Consider the following 22481-nt stretch of genomic DNA (forward strand, 5'->3'; position numbering starts at 1 on the left):
AGAGTTATTGTTAATATTAATAGCGTTTTTATCAATATTTTTATTAACAGTAGTTCTCTATTACAGCTTAGATAAACTGAGAAGCCAGCCAAGTTGCTGGCTTTTTTGTCTCTAAAAATTACTATGTATTTTGTAAGAAATCTGTGATGGAAAATAGTAAACTGGATAATAGACGGTAGTTTTCCAAAGTTTTAATGACCTTTATAAGGATAGTAGACTCATGGCAGGTAAAACTCGTGTTGCCAAATATCAAGCAGATCGTACCAATCAAAAGCTATATTTTTGTCGTTTAGCCTGTCAAGCAGCTGGAGATAGTACTGATAAGCAGCTTTATCAAGCGCATTGCGAGACGGCTATCTTTCACTTGTATGGCACTTATTTAGCTTTTCTGCAAGAGTTAGGACACTTCTATGGCTTGAATATGAGTGCACCAACGATGGTAGACATCGAACAGGCATTAAGTGCACGTACCCAAGTTTCACCAGAGATACAGCGTCTACAGCTGCTACAACAACAAGGATTCTTAGCTAACGTTGAGCGTGCTTATCAGCGTTGTCTCTATGCGGTACAACCCGAAGAGATAGAAACTCAAAGTGCAGCTATAGTTAATAATCAACCGCCAGCTCGTGATTTGATCGTCAACGTTGTGACTTTGTCTAATCAGTGGTTACCAGATGATGCTACTATACGTGAATGGCGACAGCAGTTTTTGGACCTCATCGAGCAACTGCGAGCCGGTATGGTGGAGTTTTAACCACTGAGTATCAGTAGGCTGTGCAGCTATATCGTATCGAATAACAAAACCAGATTGTATTAAACAGCAAAAAGGCTTATTCAGTATTAATTGAATAAGCCTTTTTTATTACCGTACTGCTTAATAATTTATATAAAGTTGTAAGCTTATAAAGTTAGCCGCCATAAACCATGATGACTAGTAAGCTTAATTACTCGGGCGTTGATGATAACTGGCCGACTGGTGCTGGGGTTACCGTCTTTGGTATTCTAGCATTACGTGGTTGATCGCTAGTACTAGTAGCCTTGGTGCTGTCCTTGCTGTTGTTAATCTTAGCCGCACTAGTAGCTGCTGCTTCATCTATCTCAAGCACTGGTAACGGACGTTGCTGAGTCTTAAGTTTGACAGGTTTGGCTACACCATTACCGCCCTCATCTTCCTCTTCACTAGTAGTAACTGCGCCCTCATCAGTCATCTCTATGATTCGTAACTTTTGTTTTTGCGACTTTGATTTGTTATTCAAAGATACCCACTGACGAGGTGTGCCCTTCAGTTGGGCCCGCATAAAGTCCATCCACACTGGTAGAGCAGCAACACCACCATACTCACGGCGACCAAGCGTTTCAGGCTGATCAAAGCCCATCCATACTACAGTAGTGTTAGTAGGGTGAAAGCCTGCAAACCAAGCGTCTTTGGCTTCGTTAGTAGTTCCTGTCTTGCCACCTATATCGTCACGACCTAAAGCGCGCGCTTTTACCGCTGTACCACGCTGCACTACATCACGCAAGATACTGGCCATATCATAAGCTACTTTTGGCTTTAGAATACGGGGAGCCTGAGTAGCAGTCACATACTGAGTAACTGGCGCTTTGAGACGATCCGCTGCTGGGCTAGCATCATACATATTGAGGTTAGCACTTTGGTCTGCTGAGATACTGTTAATATTCTGCACGCTATCCTCTGTACCATCTGCCGTTAATTTCTTGGCATCTTTTGCAGCCTCAGTAGTGTTTTTACTGGTTTTAGAATCAGTGGCAGCTAGTAAGGTTTCTTCAGCCCGTTTATTATAATCTACAACTAATTTTTCATTAAGCTTCTGCAAGCCCTCATTAAAGCACAAGGCGCAAGCTTGTTGAGGATTGGCTTGGAATAACATTTTATTATCGTAGTTATAAATCTGCTCAATAAAGTAAGGCTGAATACGATGGCCACCATTAGCAAAAGTAGTATAAGCAGTCGCCATCTGTAAAGTGGTGGCTTGACCCGCACCTAGAGCTAACGATAGGGTAGTAGGTAGTTTTTCTTTATCCAAGCCAAACTGATCTAATAAGTTGCGAGCATCGGAGATCCCAATGGCTTGCAGTAAGCGAATAGACACTAAGTTACGGGATAAATATAAACCACGGCGTAAAGTAATATCCCCTAAGAAGCGCCCATCAGAGTTCTTTGGCTTCCAGTCACCTACTTGAATAGGACGGTCAGAGACTATACTGTCAGGACTATATCCTTTTTCTAGTGCAGCGGTATAGACTAAAGGCTTGATAGTTGAGCCAGGTTGACGCCAGCCTTGTAACGCTCGGTTGAACTTACTATGATTAAAGTCAAAGCCACCGACTAAGGCGTTGACGGCACCAGTATCAGGATGCAAAGATACTAAGCTACCTTGCACTTTAGGTATTTGTCCCAGTTTCCAGTTACCACCTTCAGTCGGTATCAGACGAACAATATCTTTTTCACTGACAATCTGTGAGGCATTGCTAGGGGAGCTACCAAAACGGTCGGCAGAAATATACTTACGTGCCCATCTCATACCTGACCAATTGACGGTAACCGTTTTACCAGAAAGCATAATAGCTTCAAAGCTACTGGAGTTAACTTTAGTTACTTTAGCAGGTGACATATTAGCGTAGCGTTGGAAACTCTCTAGTGGCTTGTCATTAGCTTCAGCACCACGCCAGCCATGACGATGGTCATAATCAACTAAGCCTTTTAATACCGCTTTTTCTGCATCTAGCTGGGCTTGACTGTCGACAGTCAAACGCACGCGCCAACCCCCATTGACTACTTGTTCACCGTAACGGTTGACTAAAGCATAACGAGTCATTTCTGCCAAATAAGGCATGTTGACATCGAGTTTTTCTTGATACAAGTTGAGGCCAATTGGGGATTTAACGGCTTCATCATGCTCAGCTTTGCTAATATATTTGAGCTTATACATTTGGCCAATAATCCAGTTACGGCGTACTAAAGCACGGCTAGGATTAGCAACCGGATTATACTTTGAGGGCGCTTTAGGTAAGCCTGCCAGCATCGCCATTTCAGCTATAGTAAGCTTATCAAGAGATTTACTATAGTATTTTTTAGCGGCTGCACTAATACCGTAAGCGCCTTCACCTAAATATATCTTGTTGACATATAAAGTCAAAATTTCTTTTTTGCTAAGCTCGTCTTCCATTTTCCGTGCGACAAAAAGCTCAGTCAATTTGCGGTCTAAAGTACGCTCAGGAGATAAAAAATAGTTCTTAGCAACCTGCATAGTAATAGTCGAGCCACCCGTTTGCGTATCATCATCGGTGACTACTTCAGTGACCGCACGACCAAGGCCCTTAATACTGATACCACTATGTTGGAAAAAAGAGGCATCTTCGGCTGCTAAAAAAGCATTGGTGAAATTCTTTGGAATCTCATCATAGCTCACGGGTAAGGAGAGGCGATTGCCATACTGACCTATCAGTTTGTCATCGCTACTATAAATCTGTAGCGGCATCTCTAATTTGGCAGTCTTTATTTCCTGCAGACTGGGCAGAGTAGGCGATAAATACATCGCCATACCATAAAAACCAATCGGCACAGCCAAGGCTATAATTATAGCCAGCGCCAGACAAGCAATAAAAAGGCCCACCAAAAAGTGGATTAAACGAGCGGTAGCATGTTTTTTAGCCATAGGAAACTTATCATTTAAAATTTGCATTAAATTCTACATTATACCTCGAACAAAACTAGTAAGTCATAATTAATGTGTAAATCGGGGCTAAGGAACCCCTAAATACTTGAAACTAGTATTTAAGTAACGTATTGTATTTAAATATTACTATTAACTATCAATTTGTAAACTTATATAAGGCAAATAACTTGTGGGGCTATTTTCTTCCAAAGTTCAAGGACTGATAGGAGTGGACATAAGTTCTACTTCTGTCAAGATGGTTAATATTCAGCGTGAGCAAGGCCTATTTCATTTGAAGTCTTATTGCATAGAAACTTTGCCGGTAGGAGCAGTGGTCGATAAGATCGTTGTTGATACCGAAATGGTGGGTGAGTCCATTTCTCGCTTGGCCGAACGGGGGCAGGTTTCTGGTAGTGCCGCAGCAACATCGGTCTCAGGGTCAGCAGTCATTACTAAGATTATTGACATGGATATGAGATTAAATGATGCTGAGCGAGAAGCGCAAATACGTCTGGATGCTGATCAATACATTCCTTATCCTTTAGAAGAAGTTAACTTAGACTTTGAGGTGGTTGGCCCCTCATTAGTACATGACAGTATGGTACAAGTTCTGCTGGCAGCTTCGCGTTCAGAGAATGTAAATCAACGCATTGATGCTCTGACTTTTGGTGGACTTGAAACGAAGATTGTGGATATTGAGTCACATGCTATAGAGCGTGCCTTCAGCTTAATGGTAGACAGCTTGCCTGAGCTAATAGCTTTAGTCGATATAGGTCATAACCAGACCACTTTATATATTGTCAAAAATGGTGAGTTTGTTTATAGCCGCGAGCAGCTATTCGGTGGTGCACAGCTAACAGAAGCGATTCAAAACCGTTATGGCTTGTCTTTTGAAGACGCTACTTTTAATAAGCGTGAACTTACTTTACCAGATGACTATTATCCAGAAATTCTCACGCCATTTATAGAAAACATCGTTCAGCAAATAACACGCTCTTTGCAGTTTTATTTTTCATCCAGTCGACACAATAATATAGATCACTTAGTGATGTCAGGTGGTAGTAGCTCTATTCCTGGTTTAGCGGGCATGGTGCAGCAAAAGCTTGGCAAGCCGGTGACTATAGCCAATCCTTTTATCAATATGACTATTGATCCTTATATAGATAGTGAGCAGCTGAACGTTGATACCCCAAGCTTGATGGCTGCTTGTGGTCTTGCCTTAAGGAGTTTTGACTGATGCCACGTATTAATCTACTGCCATGGCGTCGAGAAGAGCGTCTGCGTCGTAACAAAGAATTTATTACCTTAGCTACCGCTATCACTCTATTAGCATTTCTATCAGCGTTTGCTACTTGGAGCTACTTCAACAATCAGCTTGAAGAACAACTCGATGCCAATGCGCTGATCACTAAAGAAAACAGTCGTTTAGACGCGGTAGTGGTTCAGATTGATAGTCTAGAGCAGCGCCGTGAAAATATTATCTCTCGTATGCAAGTGATTCAAGATTTGCAGGGTCGGCGTCCGATACCAGTACGCTTATGGGATGATCTCGCTAAAGCCATTCCACCCGCATTATATTTGAATAATCTCAAGCGAGAAGGTGATCTGATCACTTTGACGGGTATGGCTGATAACCCTAATGTGGTATCTAGCCTAATCCGTAATTTAAACAGTAGCCACTGGATGGGTAATTCTGCCGTACGTAATATCCAGCAAAACATTGCCGCCTACCAGTCAGAACCTAAACTTAATGCGCCGCTACCAACTGGTAAACAGCCACGCCCGATATATGCTGAGGACCGCTACGTGCAGTTCGTCATTACTACTCAAGTACAAGCCGCAGTCTCTACAATGGTAGATGATGATGCGATAGCAGTTGATACTGCTATTGGAGGTAAGTTATGAAACTTATCCCTAACAAATCACTATTAAAGAATCCAAAGCTTGCTAGTACTAAAGCGCTGGAGCCTACCTTTAATCTTGCTAATTTTAGGCGCAACTTTGAGTCATTAGATAATGATAACTATGGCAGCTGGCCCTTAGTAGTTAAGGTGAGTATATTGCTGCTAATAGGGGTCTTCATTGCCGCTTTATCGTGGGCCCTACCCATCAGTAGTAAAATTGATGAAATTGGAGCCGCAGAAAGTGAACAGCAAGTATTGCTTGCAAGCTATCGGCAAAAAGAGTCCCGTGCTCGACATTTAGCAGCTTATAAAGCGCAAGTGAGTCAAATGGAAACGCAGTTCAATACCTTGTTAGATCAGTTGCCTAAAGACACCCGAGTATCAGAGTTAGTAGAAGGTATTAATATGACAGGGGTTGGCAGTAATATTCGTTTCCAAGATATCTCTGTTGAGGCTGAAATTGAAAATGAGTTCTTTATCGAACAGCCTATTCGTATCGCCGCCCTTGGTGAGTATCATGAGTTCGGGAGTTTTTTAAGTGGTCTTGCCACACTACCTCGCATTATTACTATTCACGATTTTGAAGTGAATAACCCGCAGCCAACCTTAGAAGCCATACCTGAGCTGAAATTAGTGCTACAGACCAAGACCTACCGCTCAAAAGAAGCGGTAACACAAGAGGCGCTAGTAGATGCTGATGCCTCTGTAGGGAGTAACTAATGAGTATTAAGCCACGGTCTATGCTAGTTACTTTAACCGTTATTGGGCTAGGGCTATCCGGCTGTAGTGATCGTATTGGCCTAGCTTCGCAAGCAATGGACACTATACGTAACCAAGCCACAAAGCCGATTGAGCCGCCGCCACAAGCACAGTTAATCAAGGACTTTGTCTACAGTGCTAACTTGCTACGTAGCCCATTCTTACCTCCCAGTTTAGTCAATCTACAAGGTGCAACTACAGCTATCGATGGTGTACGTCCCGATATCAATCGCGTTAAACAACCTCTAGAACAGTACGGGCTGGCGCAGATGACCTTCCGTGGCATGCTGACATCTTCTAAAGGTCAGCAATATGCTTTGATACAGCGTCCTGATGGCTCAATAGCTAGTGTCAAAGTAGGAGATTATATCGGTTTAAATAATGGCCGAATTGTTGAGATTACTGCTACCCAAATTAATTTGATTGAAATTGTACCTGATAGCCGAGCTGGATTCGTTGAAAAGCCACAGTCTCTGGTTTCTCCTATAAGTTAAGTAGATGTTTTTTTTGAGGAATGAATAATGACAGTACGCAACCACAAGGGAATGATGATGAGTAACCGCGTATTCGCCACTTTTACAATCCCTTCCTACAATTTTGTCATGCCTATATTGGCTGTCAGTATGCTAATGATTAGCAGCAGCGCTTATGCTGAACAGCGTATTAATACCTTATCAGTAGTGAAGACAGCTCCAGCTGTAACACAGTTACGTTTAGGATTTTCAGAAATTCCGACATTACCTGCAGCCTATCAACTTGATGATCCCAGACGTTTAGTATTAGATTTTGAGCAAGTTCAAAACGGTATTACTAGTCGCTTGACTGACTATAATATCGGTATGATCAATGAAGTTACTACCTTAAGCAATGACAGCACTACTCGCATGATTGTGGGTCTAAAACAAACTGGCAGCTATACTACGGCTATTAGTGGTAACGATTTACTGCTTACTATTACTGAACCTAATCAAGCGCTAGCGACTACCCCTAAGGTCTACAACAGCGTTGAGGTCATTCCCACCACACCGATCACTAATAGTGTTGCTAACGTTGGCGTAGCCGTTAATAGCAGCACTAAAACGGTGCCGACTGATACTATGATGGTACGAGTCAACCCACTACTAGACCCTAGACTAGCCGCCACACAAGTGGCTCGTCAGTATAGCTACGATGGTTTGACGGCCCTTACTTTTGCAGCTGATAACCATGGTGGCGGTAATGTCAGTATTGGGCTCGCTAATGAGGCTATTCCGGTAGATGTGCAGCGGCAAGGCAATAAGCTAGTGATACGCATGACTGGTAGTACGATTCCCAGAAATTTGCTACGCCGTCTTACTATTAATAGTGGGATAGTCGCTGGTGTCGATACTCAAAATCAAGGTCAAAATGGGACTATTACTATTAATATGACCGAAGACTACGAGTACCAAGCTTATCAATCAGGCAATCAGCTTACTATAGCGATTAAAAAACCTGAGCTGTTAGGCGAGCCTACGCTTGAGGAGAGAGTCTATACTGGTGAAGCATTATCTATGGAATTCCAAAATGTGGAAATCCGTAGTGTGTTAGATATCTTGGCACAGTTCACTAAGATGAATGTGGTGGCTAGCGATTCTGTCACTGGCAACATTACTTTGCGTCTTATCAATGTTCCTTGGGATCAAGCCCTAGATATTATTTTGAAAAGTAAAAATTTAGCAAAGCGTGAGAATGGTAATGTGATTTTGATCGCCCCTGCTACTGAGCTTGCAGAACAAGAAGCTAGTGAGCTTGCCGCTCAGCAAGTAGTGCAAGCCTTTTCTCCTTTGCGTACTGAGTACATTCGCTTGAGCTATGCTCGTGCCGAAGATGTTTTATTATTAATTTCTGATGGTAGTGGACCTTCTAATAGTGGTGACGGGTTTGGTGCTGTTAATACGGGTAGCAATCAAAATAATAATACCTTGTTGTCCAATCGTGGCACAGTCACTATTGATAAACGTACTAATACTTTAATTATTAAAGATGTGGCAGATAGTATTGAAAATATACATAAATTAATCAGTAAAATTGATATTCCAGTACGCCAAGTGATGATTGAGGCACGTATTGTTAGTGCTACCGATACCTTTAGTAAGGAGATTGGTGTGCGCTGGGGTCTATTATCTAATGGGGCAGCTAATAATCGCAACCTATTGGTTGGCGGCAGTGACCAGACCCTATGGGATTTAAAAGACTTCGATATCGAAACGACTACTGTCAATGGACAGTCGGTCTCTTATCCGTCATACGATATTAGTCGCCCTGATAATCTAAACGTTGATTTAGGCGTAAGTAATCCTGCAGGGAGCATTGCCTTTGGTCTGTTGGGGTTATCAGATTTCATGTTGGATCTTGAATTATCAGCATTACAAGCGGATAATCGCGGCGAGGTTATTTCTACACCCAAAATTTTGACTACTGATAAACAAACCGCTAAAGTTTCTTCTGGTACGCAGATTCCTTATCAGGAAGCGTCGGCTAGTGGTGCTACTACCACTAGTTTTAAAGAAGCCGCATTGAGCCTTGAGGCTACGCCAAATATCACCCCTGATGGCAAAATCGGTCTGCAGTTAGTAATTACTAATGGCACACCAACTATTATCAATAATCAGGTCGCCATTTCTGAAGACTCGATTTCCACTAATGTCATTGTTGAAGATGGCCAAACTATCGTATTAGGCGGGGTGTTTAAAAACCGTATTAATAATGGTGTAGATAAAGTACCATTCTTAGGAGATTTACCTTATATTGGTCGTGCGTTCCGTAGAGACGTTCGTAGCAATAATAAAGAAGAATTACTTATCTTTATCACTACGAAGCTGGTTAACGATGGCATAAATCGTTTAGAATAAGCGGCGGCATTTAAGACACTATAAAAATACAAGCTTAAGCGCTTGTTTTTTTATGGGCGCAAGGTTATTGCTAAGGGTTATGCTTTGGGCAGCATTATTTTATCAACAATAATCAACGCTCATTACTAGCTAGAATATTAATGACGTTGTATGATAGTTAATTTATCTGAGTGAGTGTTATGTTGGAGGAATTACCGTCGGTATTTATAGTCGGGCCGATGGGAGCTGGCAAGACCACCATTGGCCGTTTGCTTGCTAAGCAGCTGGGCCGCGAGTTTGTGGACAGTGACTGGTATGTTGAATCGCAAACGGGCGCTGATATTGCTTGGATATTCGCGAAAGAAGGCGAGGCAGGCTTTCGGGCGCGCGAAACTCGAGCCATTGATGAGCTAACCCAGTATAAGCAAATTATCCTTGCCACTGGTGGTGGTGCAGTCATGTCTGCTGAAAATAGAGCGTTCTTGCATCAGCGTGGCATTGTGGTTTACCTAAATGCACCAGTCGATGTACAGATGGTACGTACAGCGAAGGACAAGTCACGTCCTCTATTACAACAGCCTAATCCCAGAAAAATACTACAAGAATTATATAAAAAACGTGATCCATTATATCGACAAGTAGCGCACATTATCATGCCTACGGGCCACACTTATCCACGGAATATGGTCAATCAGTTACTGCAACAGCTGCAGCGTTTTTCAGTAGTCAAGATAGAACAAGCTCTGGATACTGATATGGATACTGAGTTAGAGCAAGATACTGACAGTTATAGTAGTCCTGAGCTCATAAAACCAGATAGTGAATTAAATAGTGCAGCTACTGTAGATGACGGTATTGATGCCCCTAAGAGTATTAAAAGTAGCACTGTTGATACTGATACTGATACTGATACTGATACTGGCTTAGAGCTGACCACTGATAATGATTGTTTAGTACCATCAGCCTCTGTTGCTGACCGTAATGAACTTTAACTATAGTATTTTTTATAGCGCCATATTTTTATAGCTAATAATGTTTATAGCATAATAATTTTTGAAGCTAACCACTTTCAAACCTAACCATTAGGAAGTATGAGATGACTACCGCATTAGTGGAAGATGGCTTAATTGTACATACTCAAAGTCACGATTATCCAATAGTTATTACGGCACAAAGCGGTAATAAAACTAGTAATATGGCGGAGCAAATTACTTCCTATATACGGGGTAAGCAGCTATTAATTGTGACTAATGAAACGGTTGCGCCTTTATACTTAGCGGCATTACAAGCGCAACTAGAATTGCACTTTAAGGTGGCGGTCTGCATCCTAGCTGATGGAGAACAGTACAAAAATCAGGCTAGTATCGATAAAATATATGATGCGCTAATGGCGCAGCACTTCAACCGTGATGTTACTTTAATTGCGCTTGGTGGTGGTGTTATCGGTGATATGACAGGCTTTGCAGCGGCTAGCTTTATGCGTGGGGTTGATTTTATCCAAATACCTACTACTCTATTGTCGCAAGTGGACTCCAGCGTTGGTGGTAAGACTGGTATCAATCATCCACAAGGTAAGAACATGATTGGCGCTTTTTGGCAGCCGCAGATGGTACTAGCGGATATGAATACTTTGCAAACGCTGCCTGAGCGTGAGCTATCCGCTGGATTAGCGGAAGTCATCAAATACGCCCTGATTATGGATATTGAGTTTTTGGACTGGCTTGAAGAGCATCTACCAGCCATGATGGCTTTGGATTTAGAGGTTCTAGCGATAGCAGTAAAACGCTGCTGCCAGTATAAAGCTGATATTGTGGCGCAAGATGAGCGTGAAGCAGGTATACGAGCGATATTGAATTTTGGTCATACCTTTGGTCATGTGATCGAGACACATCAAGGTTACGGTAATTGGTTGCATGGTGAGGCAGTTGCGGCAGGTATGGTACAAGCGGCTGAATTATCGCAAAAGCTTGGCTGGCTCAGTGATAGCGACGTGGCTCGAGTAAAACGGGTATTGAGCTTAGCGAAACTGCCAATTACGCCACCAGCTATCGATGTAGACACAGCGTTAAAACTAATGGGCCACGATAAAAAAGTCAAACAAGGACAAATCCGGCTGATTTTGTTAAAATCATTAGGTGAAGCCGTATTGACAGACGAATTCGATGCGCAGTTGCTTACTGAAGTGCTGTCATCCTAAGCGGCATACTAATTGTTTATAAGCTAATAGCTGTTGATAAGCTATTGGCTGTTGATAAGCGTTAATTAATTACTTTTCCAAGGAAACTCCCATGGCAGCACCGAGCTCTACGACTAGCTCTAGCAGTAAGTCAAATCGTCGCCAAGCACTAATTTGGTTAATGATGACTTTGCTGCTCGGAGTGGCCACTGCGCTGCTTTGGATGGTCAGCCAAACCCCTGCAATTGGAGCCAAAATTGAGAATGCTCCTATTGCTGCACCTGAAGCATTAGCTAGTGAGCTTGAACAACCTCTATCTATTGAGTCTTTGCATGAGCTGGATAATGACATTCAGCCTATTGATTTTGAAGATACTATTCGAGATTTACGCAATTATCCAGACGAGTTCAAAGATAAGCGATACTTGCTTGCCAATAAAGGCAAATGGACTGTACAAGTGATGAATGTCGCCGAGAATGAGGTGATAGTCAGCTATCTAGAAGGTCGAAAAGATAGAGATAAATTTGCCTATTTCCGCTATCGCGATGAGAACAAACAGCTGCGTTATATGCTTACTTATGGTCTATTAAATAGCTCACAAGAAGCAGTAGGGGCGGCAAAATTGGTAGATTTTGGCTTACCTGCTGACGTAAGTGTGCTATCAGAAGAGATTAATCGCTACACTAGTATTATCGACAATTATGAGCGTTCGCAACCCATAAAAGATCTAAGTACTAGACGCTCACGCTCAGTAAAACTGAATCCTACCAAGCGTGAAGTACCTGTGCGTCAAAAAGCGCCAGTAGTTCCTAAAGTTAGTAATGATAATCAAGAGGCCGCTTCTAAGCCGTCTAGTAATCAGTCTAATACTAATAGCACTGGCAGTATTAGTCAGTCCGCCGACACTTCAGATACCTTATCAGTCAATGAAGAGCGCACCTTATCATCTGAAAATTCTGATGATGCTAAAAAGGAGGATAAAGCTACTAAGGCTGAGCCACAAGTCAAAAAGCCACCGGTAGTAGCCACACCTAAACAACCAAGTTCGGCGAGCAATCCTGATAAAGCTAGTGAAGGCAGTAATAAAAAGAATAATAGTGGCGCTGATAAGAGCACTACTAACAAAGGCAATAGTGATCCTATTAAGCAACTAATAGAAGAGAAGAGTAAGTAGCTTTTAGCTAGCAGTTTTCGATCTAGCGGTTTTTTCTAAATAGCCGCTAGAGTCGGGATTGCTGTGGTTAACTTTTATTAGCAAATTTTTTTGCTTTTTTTTTGACAATACGCTTTAAAAGCAATAAGTGACTGGTGAGGTTTTTGCTAGTACAAGCACGGATATTAAAGGTAGAATCATTCATAATACTTGCAGAATAATGTCGGTCAGTCACTGGTATCGCCTAGTTACTTATAGAAGTAGCACAGTGATTTAGTCTTCATTTTTAGTAGTTAGCCACTGACGTTATTATCTGATTTTACGCCAGTAATTAACTATAACTATCCAATGATTTGTAAAAAAGACTAGATTTTTTCGCTATCATTAACTAATATGATTAAGGGACTTATTCTGTATAGTTATGGTAAATTGTTGGAAATACTGCCTATTTGGGTAAATTTTTCGTCTCTCACTGTTCTAAGCGTTATTAATTGCTGTTGATCACAAAGGTCAAGTAATCGCTAATTCTCTTCTGTTTATTTATAGTCCTTATTTGGGTTAAAGAAGTGATTGAACTTAGAGCGTTTAATGTCCGAGCGTTGATAAGTAGATTATTATCGGTTCAATAGCCATCACTCTATCATCGCTCCTATCGTATTTACGGTGTCATTCACCCACATACACCATCAATCAACTATTAGCGCTTGAGCTATTTTGCCAAGTAGCTAACCGTTCTGCTGCAAACCAAACGGATAATTACTAACGACTCGTATCAACAATATTATGCAGTGTACGAATTCAGTTTTTGATCCGGATACTAGAATAATTTAGCCCGTTCTAACTGCGTCATTCAGTACATGTTACGCATTGTAGCCATGAACTGCTCGCTCACTTAAAAGGACTAGCCATGTCAATGATTTCATCACACACACATCTGGCCACTCCAGATGATTTTTCTGATAACTGTGGTTTTGGCTTAATCGCTCACATTGAGGGACAAGCCAGTCACGATTTAGTTAAGACTGCCATTCATAGTCTCAGCTGTATGACTCACCGCGGCGGTGTTGCTGCCGATGGCAAAACGGGGGATGGCTGCGGTTTGCTACTAGCCACTCCTAAAGCATTTTTTCAAGCTATTGCTGCTGAACAGCAGTTAACCATTACTGATAACTTTGCAGTAGGGATGGTATTTGTCAATTTGGACGAGACCAAAGCTAAGTATAGCGAACAAGTACTAGCAGAAGAGATCGCTGCGCAAGATTTAGAAGTAGCTGGCTGGCGAGAAGTACCAGTTGATTTAACTATCGTTGGGGAGATTGGTCGTGAGACTCTACCCGCATTTAAACAGATATTCGTTAATGATCCTGCTAACTTAAGCAGTGAAGACTTCAATCGTAAGTTATTTGTAGCACGCAAAAAAGCAGAGCAACGTCTAACCGAAGATGAGCTGTTTTATGTCTGCTCGCTAAACTGCCAAACTATTATCTATAAAGGCTTGGTAATGCCGTCAGATTTGCCAGCGTTCTTTACGGATCTAAAAGATGAGCGCTTGGCCTCACATATTGTAGTGTTTCATCAACGCTTCTCGACTAACACTTTACCACGCTGGCCTTTAGCACAGCCATTTCGTTATTTGGCCCATAATGGCGAATTGAATACTATCACTGGTAATCGTAATTGGTCTGAGGCTCGTACGCCAAAATTAAAATCAGCTAAATTACCAAATTTGAGTGAGTTAACACCGCTAGTGAATAGTAGTGGCTCAGATTCTTCAAGCTTAGATAATATGCTTGAGGTACTGATGTCAGGTGGTATGAGTTTATTTCATTCAATGTCGATTCTAGTGCCACCAGCTTGGCAAAATGTCGATAGTATGGATATGGACTTACGCGCCTTCTATGAATTTTATTCGCAGCATATGGAAGCATGGGATGGGCCAGCAGGATTAGTGATTCAAGATGGTCGTTATGCGGTGTGTATGCTCGATCGTAATGGCCTGCGCCCGTCACGTTGGGTCACTACTAAGAACGGCTATATCACCGTAGCATCGGAGATTGGCGTTTGGGACTATGCCCCTAAGGATGTGCTTGCCAAAGGTCGAGTTGGCCCTGGTCAGATGTTGGTTATCGATACCTTGACGGGTCAGATTATGGATAACAAGACCATCGCCACGTTATTAAAAAAAGCCCATCCTTACCGCAAATGGTTACGTGAACAAGCGACACGTATTCGTGATGATGAGCGTATCGAAGAAGCGCTAGCGGCAAAATCTTGTCGTGGTGTGGCGCTAAAGACTTTGCAAAAAATGTATCACGTAACTAATGAAGAGCGTACCGAAATTATTCGCCCCAACGCTGAGAATGGTCAAGAGCCAGTAGGCTCTATGGGTGACGATACACCAATGGCGGTACTATCACAGCAAATCCGTCACGTTGGTGATTTTTTTCGGCAGCAGTTTGCACAAGTGACCAATCCGCCGATTGATCCTTTACGCGAATCGATTGTAATGTCATTACAAACTTGCCTTGGTGCGCAGACTAATGTGTTTGCGCCTTCTGCTAAAGACGCTCATCGCATTATTCTTTCGTCGCCTGTGTTATCTGCGAGCAAAATGCAGCAGATTGAGAACCTTAATGATACCGCCTTTCAAATCGCACGTATTAATTTAAATTATGATTTGAATCTAGATTTAGCTACGGCTATTACTACTATTTGTGAGCAAGTAGCTGCTTCCATTAGAGCGGGTCAGACCCTCATCGTATTGTCTGATAAAGATATTAGCGCTGACAAAGTGCCAGCCAATGCCATTATGGTCACTGGTGCGGTTCATCACTACTTAATTGCGCAAGGTATTCGTACTGATGCCAATTTGATCATTGAGACTGGACTGGCACGGGATTCGCATCAAGTAGCAGTACTGATCGGCTTTGGGGCGACTTGTGTTTATCCTTATTTGGCTTATGACGTCATTGATGATTTGGTAGCGACTGGCGAGCTTCTGGGTGATCCGATTCAAGCGCGTGTCAATTTCCGTAAAGGTTTAGATAAAGGGCTACTAAAGATTTTATCGAAGATGGGCATCTCTACTATTGTTTCTTATCGAGGTGCGCAACTGTTTGAAGCGGTTGGTCTCTCTGAGCCAGTAGTCGCTATGTGCTTTAAAGGGGTGCAAAGCCGGATTAAAGGGGCCACTTTTGAGGATTTAGCGGCCGATCAAGCGCAGCTAGCTGCTAATGCTTTTAAGCGTCGTATGCCTCTCGATCAAGGCGGTCTACTCAAGTTTGTTTTCAATAAAGAATACCATGCCTTTAACCCTGATGTGATTAACAGCTTGCACACAGCGGTACGCACTGGGGATTATGAGAACTATCGTAACTATGCTGACTTAGTTAATAGCCGTCCAGTGGCAACCCTACGCGATTTACTACAGCTTAAAACTGATAATCCTATCGCTGTCGATGATGTTGAGGACATCACTAAGATTTTGAAGCGTTTCGATTCAGCGGGTATGTCATTAGGTGCTTTATCTCCTGAAGCCCATGAGTCTATCGCTATGGCGATGAATACTATTGGTGGGCGCTCAAACTCTGGTGAGGGCGGGGAAGATCCAGTACGTTACGGTACTTTGCGTAACTCCAAGATTAAGCAAGTAGCCTCAGGGCGCTTTGGGGTGACTCCTGCTTACCTGCGCTCAGCAGAAGTGATGCAGATAAAAGTTGCTCAAGGGGCGAAACCAGGTGAGGGTGGTCAGCTACCAGGTGGTAAGGTCAATGCCTTGATTGCACGCTTACGTTATTCAGTGCCAGGGGTGACCTTAATTTCGCCACCACCGCATCATGATATTTACTCGATCGAAGATTTAGCCCAGCTTATCTTTGATCTTAAGCAAGTCAATCCAGACGCCTTAGTATCAGTAAAACTAGTGTCACGCCCAGGCGTCGGTACTATTGCTACTGGAGTAGCTAAGGCTTATGCCGATCTGATTACTATCTCAGGTTATGATGGCGGTACGGCGGCCTCACCCTTGTCCTCTATCCATCATGCTGGTTCACCTTGGGAGCTGGGTTTAGCTGAGACTCATCAATCCCTAAGAGTTAACGGTCTGCGTGACAAAGTACGCATCCAAACTGATGGTGGCCTCAAAACAGGTCTCGATGTGGTAAAAGCTGCTATTTTAGGGGCAGAGAGCTTCGGTTTTGGCACGACGCCTATGATTGCAGTTGGTTGTAAGTACTTGCGTATCTGCCATCTGAATAATTGTCCGACTGGGGTAGCCACTCAAAAAGCTGAGCTACGTGATCAGCATTATATCGGCGAAGCTGAAATGTTGATTAACTTCTTCAAGTTTGTCGCTACTGAAACTCGCGAATGGCTAGCCGCCTTAGGTGTGCCTAGTATGGAAGAGTTAGTCGGCCGTACTGACTTACTGGAGATATTAGAAGGCAATACTGATAAACAGCGTCATCTTGATTTAACGCCTTTATTGTTCAGCCATCCTGCTAGTGCAGGCAAGCCACAAACTTGCCAAGTAGAGCGTAATGCGCCCTTTGATAAAGGTCTACTCGCTGAGCAAATGATCAGTGATATGCTACTAAATATCCGTAAAGGATTAGGCGGTGACTATAGCTATTCTGTTGGCAACTGTGACCGCTCGATTGGCGCTCGTATCTCTGGTGAGATTGCTCAATTATGGGGCAATCTAGGCATGAGTGATATGCCTATCAATCTGCATCTAACCGGTACGGCTGGACAAAGCTTAGGAGTCTGGAACGCTGGTGGATTAAACATCGAGCTTGAAGGCGATGCTAATGATTATGTTGGTAAAGGTATGGCAGGTGGTGAGATCGTCATTTATCCGCCCAAAGATTCTAGTTTTGTTGCTCATGACACAGCGATCATAGGCAATACTTGTCTCTATGGTGCGACTGGTGGCAAGCTATACGCTGCGGGTACGGCAGGCGAGCGCTTTGCGGTACGTAACTCCGGTGCTCAAGTAGTCATCGAAGGCACTGGGGATCATTGCTGTGAATATATGACTGGCGGTATTGTCACCGTTCTTGGACCTACTGGCCTTAATTTTGGTGCAGGTATGACGGGTGGTTTTGCTTATGTCCTCGATATGGAAGGCGACTTCTTTGATCGCTGTAACCACGAGCTGATCGATCTAAATCGTATCTCTAGTGAGCAGACTGAAGAGCATCGTATTTATCTGCAACAAGTAATCGAGAACCACGTTAGCAAGACCAACAGTGCATGGGGACAGACTATATTGGCTGACTTTGAGCATTATGTGCGTAAGTTCTACTTGGTTAAGCCTAAGGCTGCCAGCTTAGTAAGCGTACTTAAAACTACCATGGCTGATCCACAATAATAGGGTCAGTTAACCAGTTAAGGTAAGATTTTACATAAGTTTTTAGGTAAATACAGTATTGAGTCATTAACCCTCAATAGTTAAATTTTTCCAGCAGGTCAGTAGTGTTATTTGCTATCTAGCAGCGTATCGGTCAACAGTCCCTACGTTGCTAGAGGCTCACCACTTCCCACTCTAGAAAAGCCTATTATAGAAGAGATAATATTATGGCAAAACGTTTAGAGAACAGTTATCAGTTTTTAGATGTACCACGGTTAGAGCCGCTCAAGAAAGACATCGTCACTCGTGCTACTGAGTTTGTAGAGATTTACACTCCATTTGAAAGTGAGGCAGTAGCTCAGCAATCACATCGTTGCCTAGAGTGTGGTAATCCGTATTGCGAATGGAAATGTCCCGTACATAACTATATTCCTAATTGGCTAAAAATGGCTACTGAAGGACAGATTTTTCAGGCTGCCGAACTCTGTCATCGCACTAATACTTTACCTGAAGTCTGCGGACGAGTTTGTCCACAAGATCGGCTTTGTGAAGGGGCTTGCACCCTTAATGATGGCTTTGGCGCAGTGACTATTGGTAATGTTGAGAAGTACATCAATGATACGGCCTTTGCACTGGGCTGGCGTCCAGATATGTCAGAAGTGGTTTGGACAGACAAAAAAGTCGCTATTATTGGTGCAGGCCCTGCTGGTCTTGGCTGTGCTGATATCTTAGTCAGAAACGGAGTGACTCCGGTAGTGTTTGACAAGCGCCCTGAGATTGGTGGTCTTTTAACTTTTGGTATTCCAGAGTTCAAGATGGAAAAAGACGTCATGCGCAATCGCCGAGTTATCTTTGAAGGTATGGGCATTGAGTTCCGTCTTGAGACTGAAATCGGTACTGACATTAGTATTGATGAGCTAATGAATGACTATGACGCTGTATTTATGGGTATGGGTACTTATACTTATATGCGCGGTGGTTTCGCTGGTGAAGAGCTCGACGGGGTGCACGATGCGCTTGATTTCTTGATTGCTAACGTCAATCGTTGCAATGACTGGGAAAAGAGTTCAGAAGACTACATCGATCTAAAAGGTAAAAAAGTAGTCGTGTTAGGTGGCGGTGATACCGCAATGGATTGTAACCGTACTAGTATCCGTCAAGGTGCTGAAAAGGTCGTCTGTGCTTATCGCCGTGATGAAGAAAACATGCCAGGTTCGCGCCGTGAAGTAGTCAATGCTCGTGAGGAAGGGGTAGAGTTCTTATTCAATCGCCAACCTACCGAGATCATCGGTCTCAATGGCAAAGTAAATGCGGTCAAGGTCATCACAACCCAGTTAGGAGCTCCAGACAACCGTGGTCGCCAACGTCCTGAGCCCATTGCTAATTCAGAAGAGATCATTGCTTGTGATGCGGTAATTATGGCCTTTGGCTTCCGTCCTAGCCCTGCCGATTGGTTTGGCAGTCAACAAGTTGAGATGGATAGCTCAGGGCGGGTACTAGCGCTTGAAAAGCAAACCTTTAAGTTCCAAACCAATAACCCTAAGATATTTGCTGGCGGTGATATGGTTCGTGGTTCTGACTTAGTAGTAACCGCTATTTGGGAAGGCCGCGAAGCTGCTGAAGGTATTTTGGACTTCTTAGCCGTATAGTTCTATACAGTAATACGAGCCATCAGCCATGGTTTGATAAGCTGTGGCTAGCCTTAGTTTATGACGCCTTCTACCTATTAATAGCTGCATTATCTATTAATAGGTAGAAGGCGTTATTTTTTGGTAAATATGTTATATTTTATCCTTAGTAGTTATTACTAATGATGCATTACTAACGACGTATCACTAACGATTTATCCTTGATGCTTATCGAGTATTTTATATTTCTTTTTATATAAGAGTGCCTTTGCGTGAAATTAGCGATTTGGCAATGGATTACTGAGCCAATTATTGAACCTTATTCGCGTTACCAGCACGCCGATGTTTTGCATGCGGTACGTTTAGGCGTTGCAGTAGTTATTGCTTTAGGACTGAATAAGATCAGTCATTTCCCCCATGGCGAATGGACGACTATTACCGTATTTGTGATATTGGGTTTGTTACAGTATCAAGGCGCGATTTATACTAAGGCTAAAGAGCGCATATTAGGCACTTTATTAGGAGTGATAGTCGGGTTAGGGTTTTTGTGGTTAAGTAAAGATATTGGCATTTGGCTCTGGGCTTATTATCTACTGATTGGGATTATCAGTAGTATTATTGGCTATATGTCAGTCAGGCAACTTGGCTATATTGGTCTATTGACTGGCATTACTATGTTGATGATTATCTCAAATCCCGATCAAAGTAATATCGGTCAGGATGGTCTGTATCGAGCCCTTAATATTCTATTCGGTGCCATTATAGCCGTAGGTGCGACTTTGATATTACCGCTAAAGTCCACTTTGATGTATCGGTTCTTGCTGGCTAGCAATCTTGATGACTGTAGTAATCTTTACGCTAGCGTAGGTAGCCATATCAATCCCGAAGTGCTGACTCACGAGCCTTTACAGCACTCAAAATCGCTAGAGGTAACAGCTACCCGTTATGCTGCACAAAACGCTCTACCAGATATACCGGTTAATAAAGCTTTAATCAAAGCCCTACAGCAGATCAATAAGCGACTGTTAGCAATGCGGCCACATATTGCCGCCACTGCTAGCGAAACAGGGGTAGATAAAGAAGCGATAGAAACCATCCAGCGTAGTCATCGCAATATGATAGGCACTATTGATCTACTATTGAGCGCTGCACCACGATTAGCTCACATCGAGATTGACGAGGATAATCATATCTTATTGTTGCACTATCAGCGTGAGCTGACCCAAGCGATGCGTCATATAGCAGCAGTGTTGCGCAGTCCTAATAATGAGGTGTTTCGTCCTATTACTCGTATTAAGGTATCGCAATATCCAAGCGTGCAGCATTTGAGCTTTGAATGGCAAGGTTACTTTTGGTTGATTCAAACCTTACAATCACAACTACAAGAGCTTAGCGATCTACTACAATCCACTAAGTCACGCTGGTTTGCAGGCTCTGGGGTTCGATATCAACGCCGTGAACAACGACGAATTAAAAAGAAGGGCAGTGAAGCTGATTTGCATTTATAAAGATACGAACGCTGCTAAGCGCCCAGTATTTACAAATAGTTAAGCATAAAAAAACGCTAACCTTTCAAAGGTAGCGTTTTTTATTTTTTAAGGCAGTTATTTGAGCTATAGCTAACTCACTCATTGATTAACTAGGGCACGGATTTATCTGCGCCATTATTTAACTAATGGTAGTGATGCTATTAACGACCAGTTTTTAGTTTGTCCCAATACTGCTGATAAATTTGCAGGGCTTCATCACCGACATCTTCTTGGAACTCAGCTTTCGCTAAAGTTTCTTTACTGGGATAGATTGTTTTATTGTTACGCACTTCATCTGCCATCAGCTCACGTGCGGCTAAGTTTGGTGAAGCATAGCCTATCTCTTCACTGACTATTTTGGCATTTTCAGGCTGTAATAAATAATTGATAAATTTGTGTGCTGCATCGACGTTTTTAGCATTCTTTGGAATGACAAAATTATCCATCCACAATATTGCCCCTTCGCTAGGGTACTTATAGACTAAGCTGGTTAAGCCTTCATTATTAGCCATCACCGCTTCGCCATTCCAGGTCATACCGATATTGGTCTCGCCTTCGATATAAGGGATACGAGTAGCATCTGAGTTAAAGGTCTTAACGTTAGGCATCAAAGTAATGAGCTTGTTGTAAGCAGCTTTAATCTCATCAGGGCTGCTACTATTACCAGAATATCCCAAGGTCAATAGCGCCATGCCAAATACTTCACGCATATCGTTCATCAGCATGACCTGATTTTTGTACTCAGGGCGCCATAGATCATTCCAGCTATTGACAGTCGCAGGGTCGAACTTATCACCATTGATAGCTATGCCAGTACTGCCCCACATATAGGGAATCGAGTACTTATTTTCAGGATCAACTTTGGTATTAGTAAATGAGGTGTCTAAGTTCTTAAAGTTACTTAGTTTCGACTTATCAAGCTCTTGTAATAAGCCTTCTTTGGCCATTTTTTCGACATAATAAGTTGAGGGGATAGCAAGGTCGTATTGGCTTGAATCATCAAGGAGCTTGAGCTTAGCGTACATTGCCTCATTAGAGTCAAATGTGGTGTAATTGACGTTGATACCAGTCTCTTTTTCAAAGCCATCAAGAATCTCTTGTGGCATATACTCCGACCAGTTATATAGATTAAGGGTTACCTTACTAGCAGCAGCTGCACCTTCGGCTGGTGCCTTATCAGAGTTGCTACAGCTAGCAACAGCTAGTCCCATAGCTGCACATAATAATGCTTTGGGTAATAGGCTAGTAAGAGTGGCGGTGCGCATAGATAGGTGGGATGATGACTGGGTCAAATTAACTCTCCTAAAGTAAGACAAATCAATAAAAATAGAGGTTTAACAAGTAAGTAGCAGTAGGCTAACTAGGCTTTTAAGAGCCGCTAATAGCTACAATGTTACTGTTATGGTTATAACATGGCATAATTTAAAGGGCAACGCTTTGAATCTGTGAGGTT

Annotated in this window: 13 protein-coding genes and 1 pseudogene; 12 read left to right on the forward strand and 2 right to left on the reverse strand. The window is 42.7% G+C overall.

All coding sequences use genetic code 11. From position 1 onward, the window contains the following. Positions 1–220 precede the first annotated feature (220 nt). Positions 221–754 (forward strand): DUF6586 family protein, encoded by a 534-nt coding sequence (locus tag JMY09_RS09105; protein WP_201623278.1) that lies wholly within the window; start codon positions 221–223, stop codon positions 752–754. Positions 755–944: 190 nt separating this feature from the next. Here JMY09_RS09105 and JMY09_RS09110 read toward each other — a convergent pair whose 3' ends face one another. Beyond that, entirely contained in the window at positions 945–3677 is a 2733-nt protein-coding gene (locus tag JMY09_RS09110; protein ID WP_201623316.1) for a penicillin-binding protein 1A, read from the reverse strand. Between the two features lie 190 nt (positions 3678–3867). Between JMY09_RS09110 and JMY09_RS09115 the strand changes: the two genes are divergently transcribed. The 11 genes and pseudogenes from JMY09_RS09115 (at position 3868) to JMY09_RS09165 (ending at position 21007) form a co-directional block, all read left to right on the forward strand. Then, positions 3868–4914: a pilus assembly protein PilM gene (locus tag JMY09_RS09115; RefSeq protein ID WP_201623279.1), complete on the forward strand. Its 1047-nt coding sequence runs from the start codon at positions 3868–3870 to the stop codon at positions 4912–4914. Continuing rightward, the gene (locus JMY09_RS09120) at positions 4914–5582 is read left to right on the forward strand and encodes a PilN domain-containing protein (RefSeq protein ID WP_201623280.1); all 669 of its coding nucleotides are present in this window, start codon (positions 4914–4916) and stop codon (positions 5580–5582) included. Before JMY09_RS09115 ends, JMY09_RS09120 begins: the two co-directional genes overlap by 1 nt. Then, complete coding sequence (gene pilO / locus JMY09_RS09125) at positions 5579–6301, forward strand: type IV pilus inner membrane component PilO (RefSeq protein WP_201623281.1); 723 nt, start codon at positions 5579–5581, stop codon at positions 6299–6301. Before JMY09_RS09120 ends, pilO begins: the two co-directional genes overlap by 4 nt. After that, on the forward strand, positions 6301–6834 hold the full coding sequence (locus JMY09_RS09130; protein WP_201623282.1) for a pilus assembly protein PilP: 534 nt from the start codon (positions 6301–6303) through the stop codon (positions 6832–6834). Before pilO ends, JMY09_RS09130 begins: the two co-directional genes overlap by 1 nt. Before the next feature lie 27 nt (positions 6835–6861). Next, positions 6862–9213, forward strand: coding sequence for a type IV pilus secretin PilQ (gene pilQ / locus JMY09_RS09135; protein WP_201623283.1), 2352 nt, complete (start codon positions 6862–6864; stop codon positions 9211–9213). Positions 9214–9392: 179 nt separating this feature from the next. After that, positions 9393–9971, forward strand: a pseudogene (gene aroK, locus JMY09_RS09140) (shikimate kinase AroK); the annotation flags it as partial. Positions 9972–10288: 317 nt separating this feature from the next. Then, entirely contained in the window at positions 10289–11389 is a 1101-nt protein-coding gene (gene aroB / locus JMY09_RS09145; protein WP_201623284.1) for a 3-dehydroquinate synthase, read from the forward strand. Positions 11390–11480: 91 nt separating this feature from the next. Continuing rightward, positions 11481–12542 (forward strand): hypothetical protein, encoded by a 1062-nt coding sequence (locus tag JMY09_RS09150; RefSeq protein ID WP_201623285.1) that lies wholly within the window; start codon positions 11481–11483, stop codon positions 12540–12542. 886 nt (positions 12543–13428) lie between these two features. Beyond that, complete coding sequence (gltB, locus tag JMY09_RS09155) at positions 13429–17892, forward strand: glutamate synthase large subunit (protein WP_201623286.1); 4464 nt, start codon at positions 13429–13431, stop codon at positions 17890–17892. 206 nt (positions 17893–18098) lie between these two features. After that, a complete protein-coding gene (locus JMY09_RS09160) occupies positions 18099–19520 on the forward strand; it encodes a glutamate synthase subunit beta (protein WP_201623287.1) in 1422 nt (473 codons plus the stop codon). A gap of 251 nt (positions 19521–19771) precedes the next feature. After that, a complete protein-coding gene (locus JMY09_RS09165) occupies positions 19772–21007 on the forward strand; it encodes an FUSC family protein (RefSeq protein ID WP_201623288.1) in 1236 nt (411 codons plus the stop codon). A 182-nt stretch (positions 21008–21189) separates the two neighbouring features. Here the strand turns inward: JMY09_RS09165 and JMY09_RS09170 are convergent, their stop codons facing one another. Beyond that, a complete protein-coding gene (locus tag JMY09_RS09170) occupies positions 21190–22320 on the reverse strand; it encodes an ABC transporter substrate-binding protein (protein ID WP_256932936.1) in 1131 nt (376 codons plus the stop codon). Positions 22321–22481 lie beyond the last annotated feature (161 nt).

The organism is Psychrobacter urativorans (genome assembly GCF_904846695.1).
Taxonomy (GTDB): domain Bacteria; phylum Pseudomonadota; class Gammaproteobacteria; order Pseudomonadales; family Moraxellaceae; genus Psychrobacter; species Psychrobacter urativorans.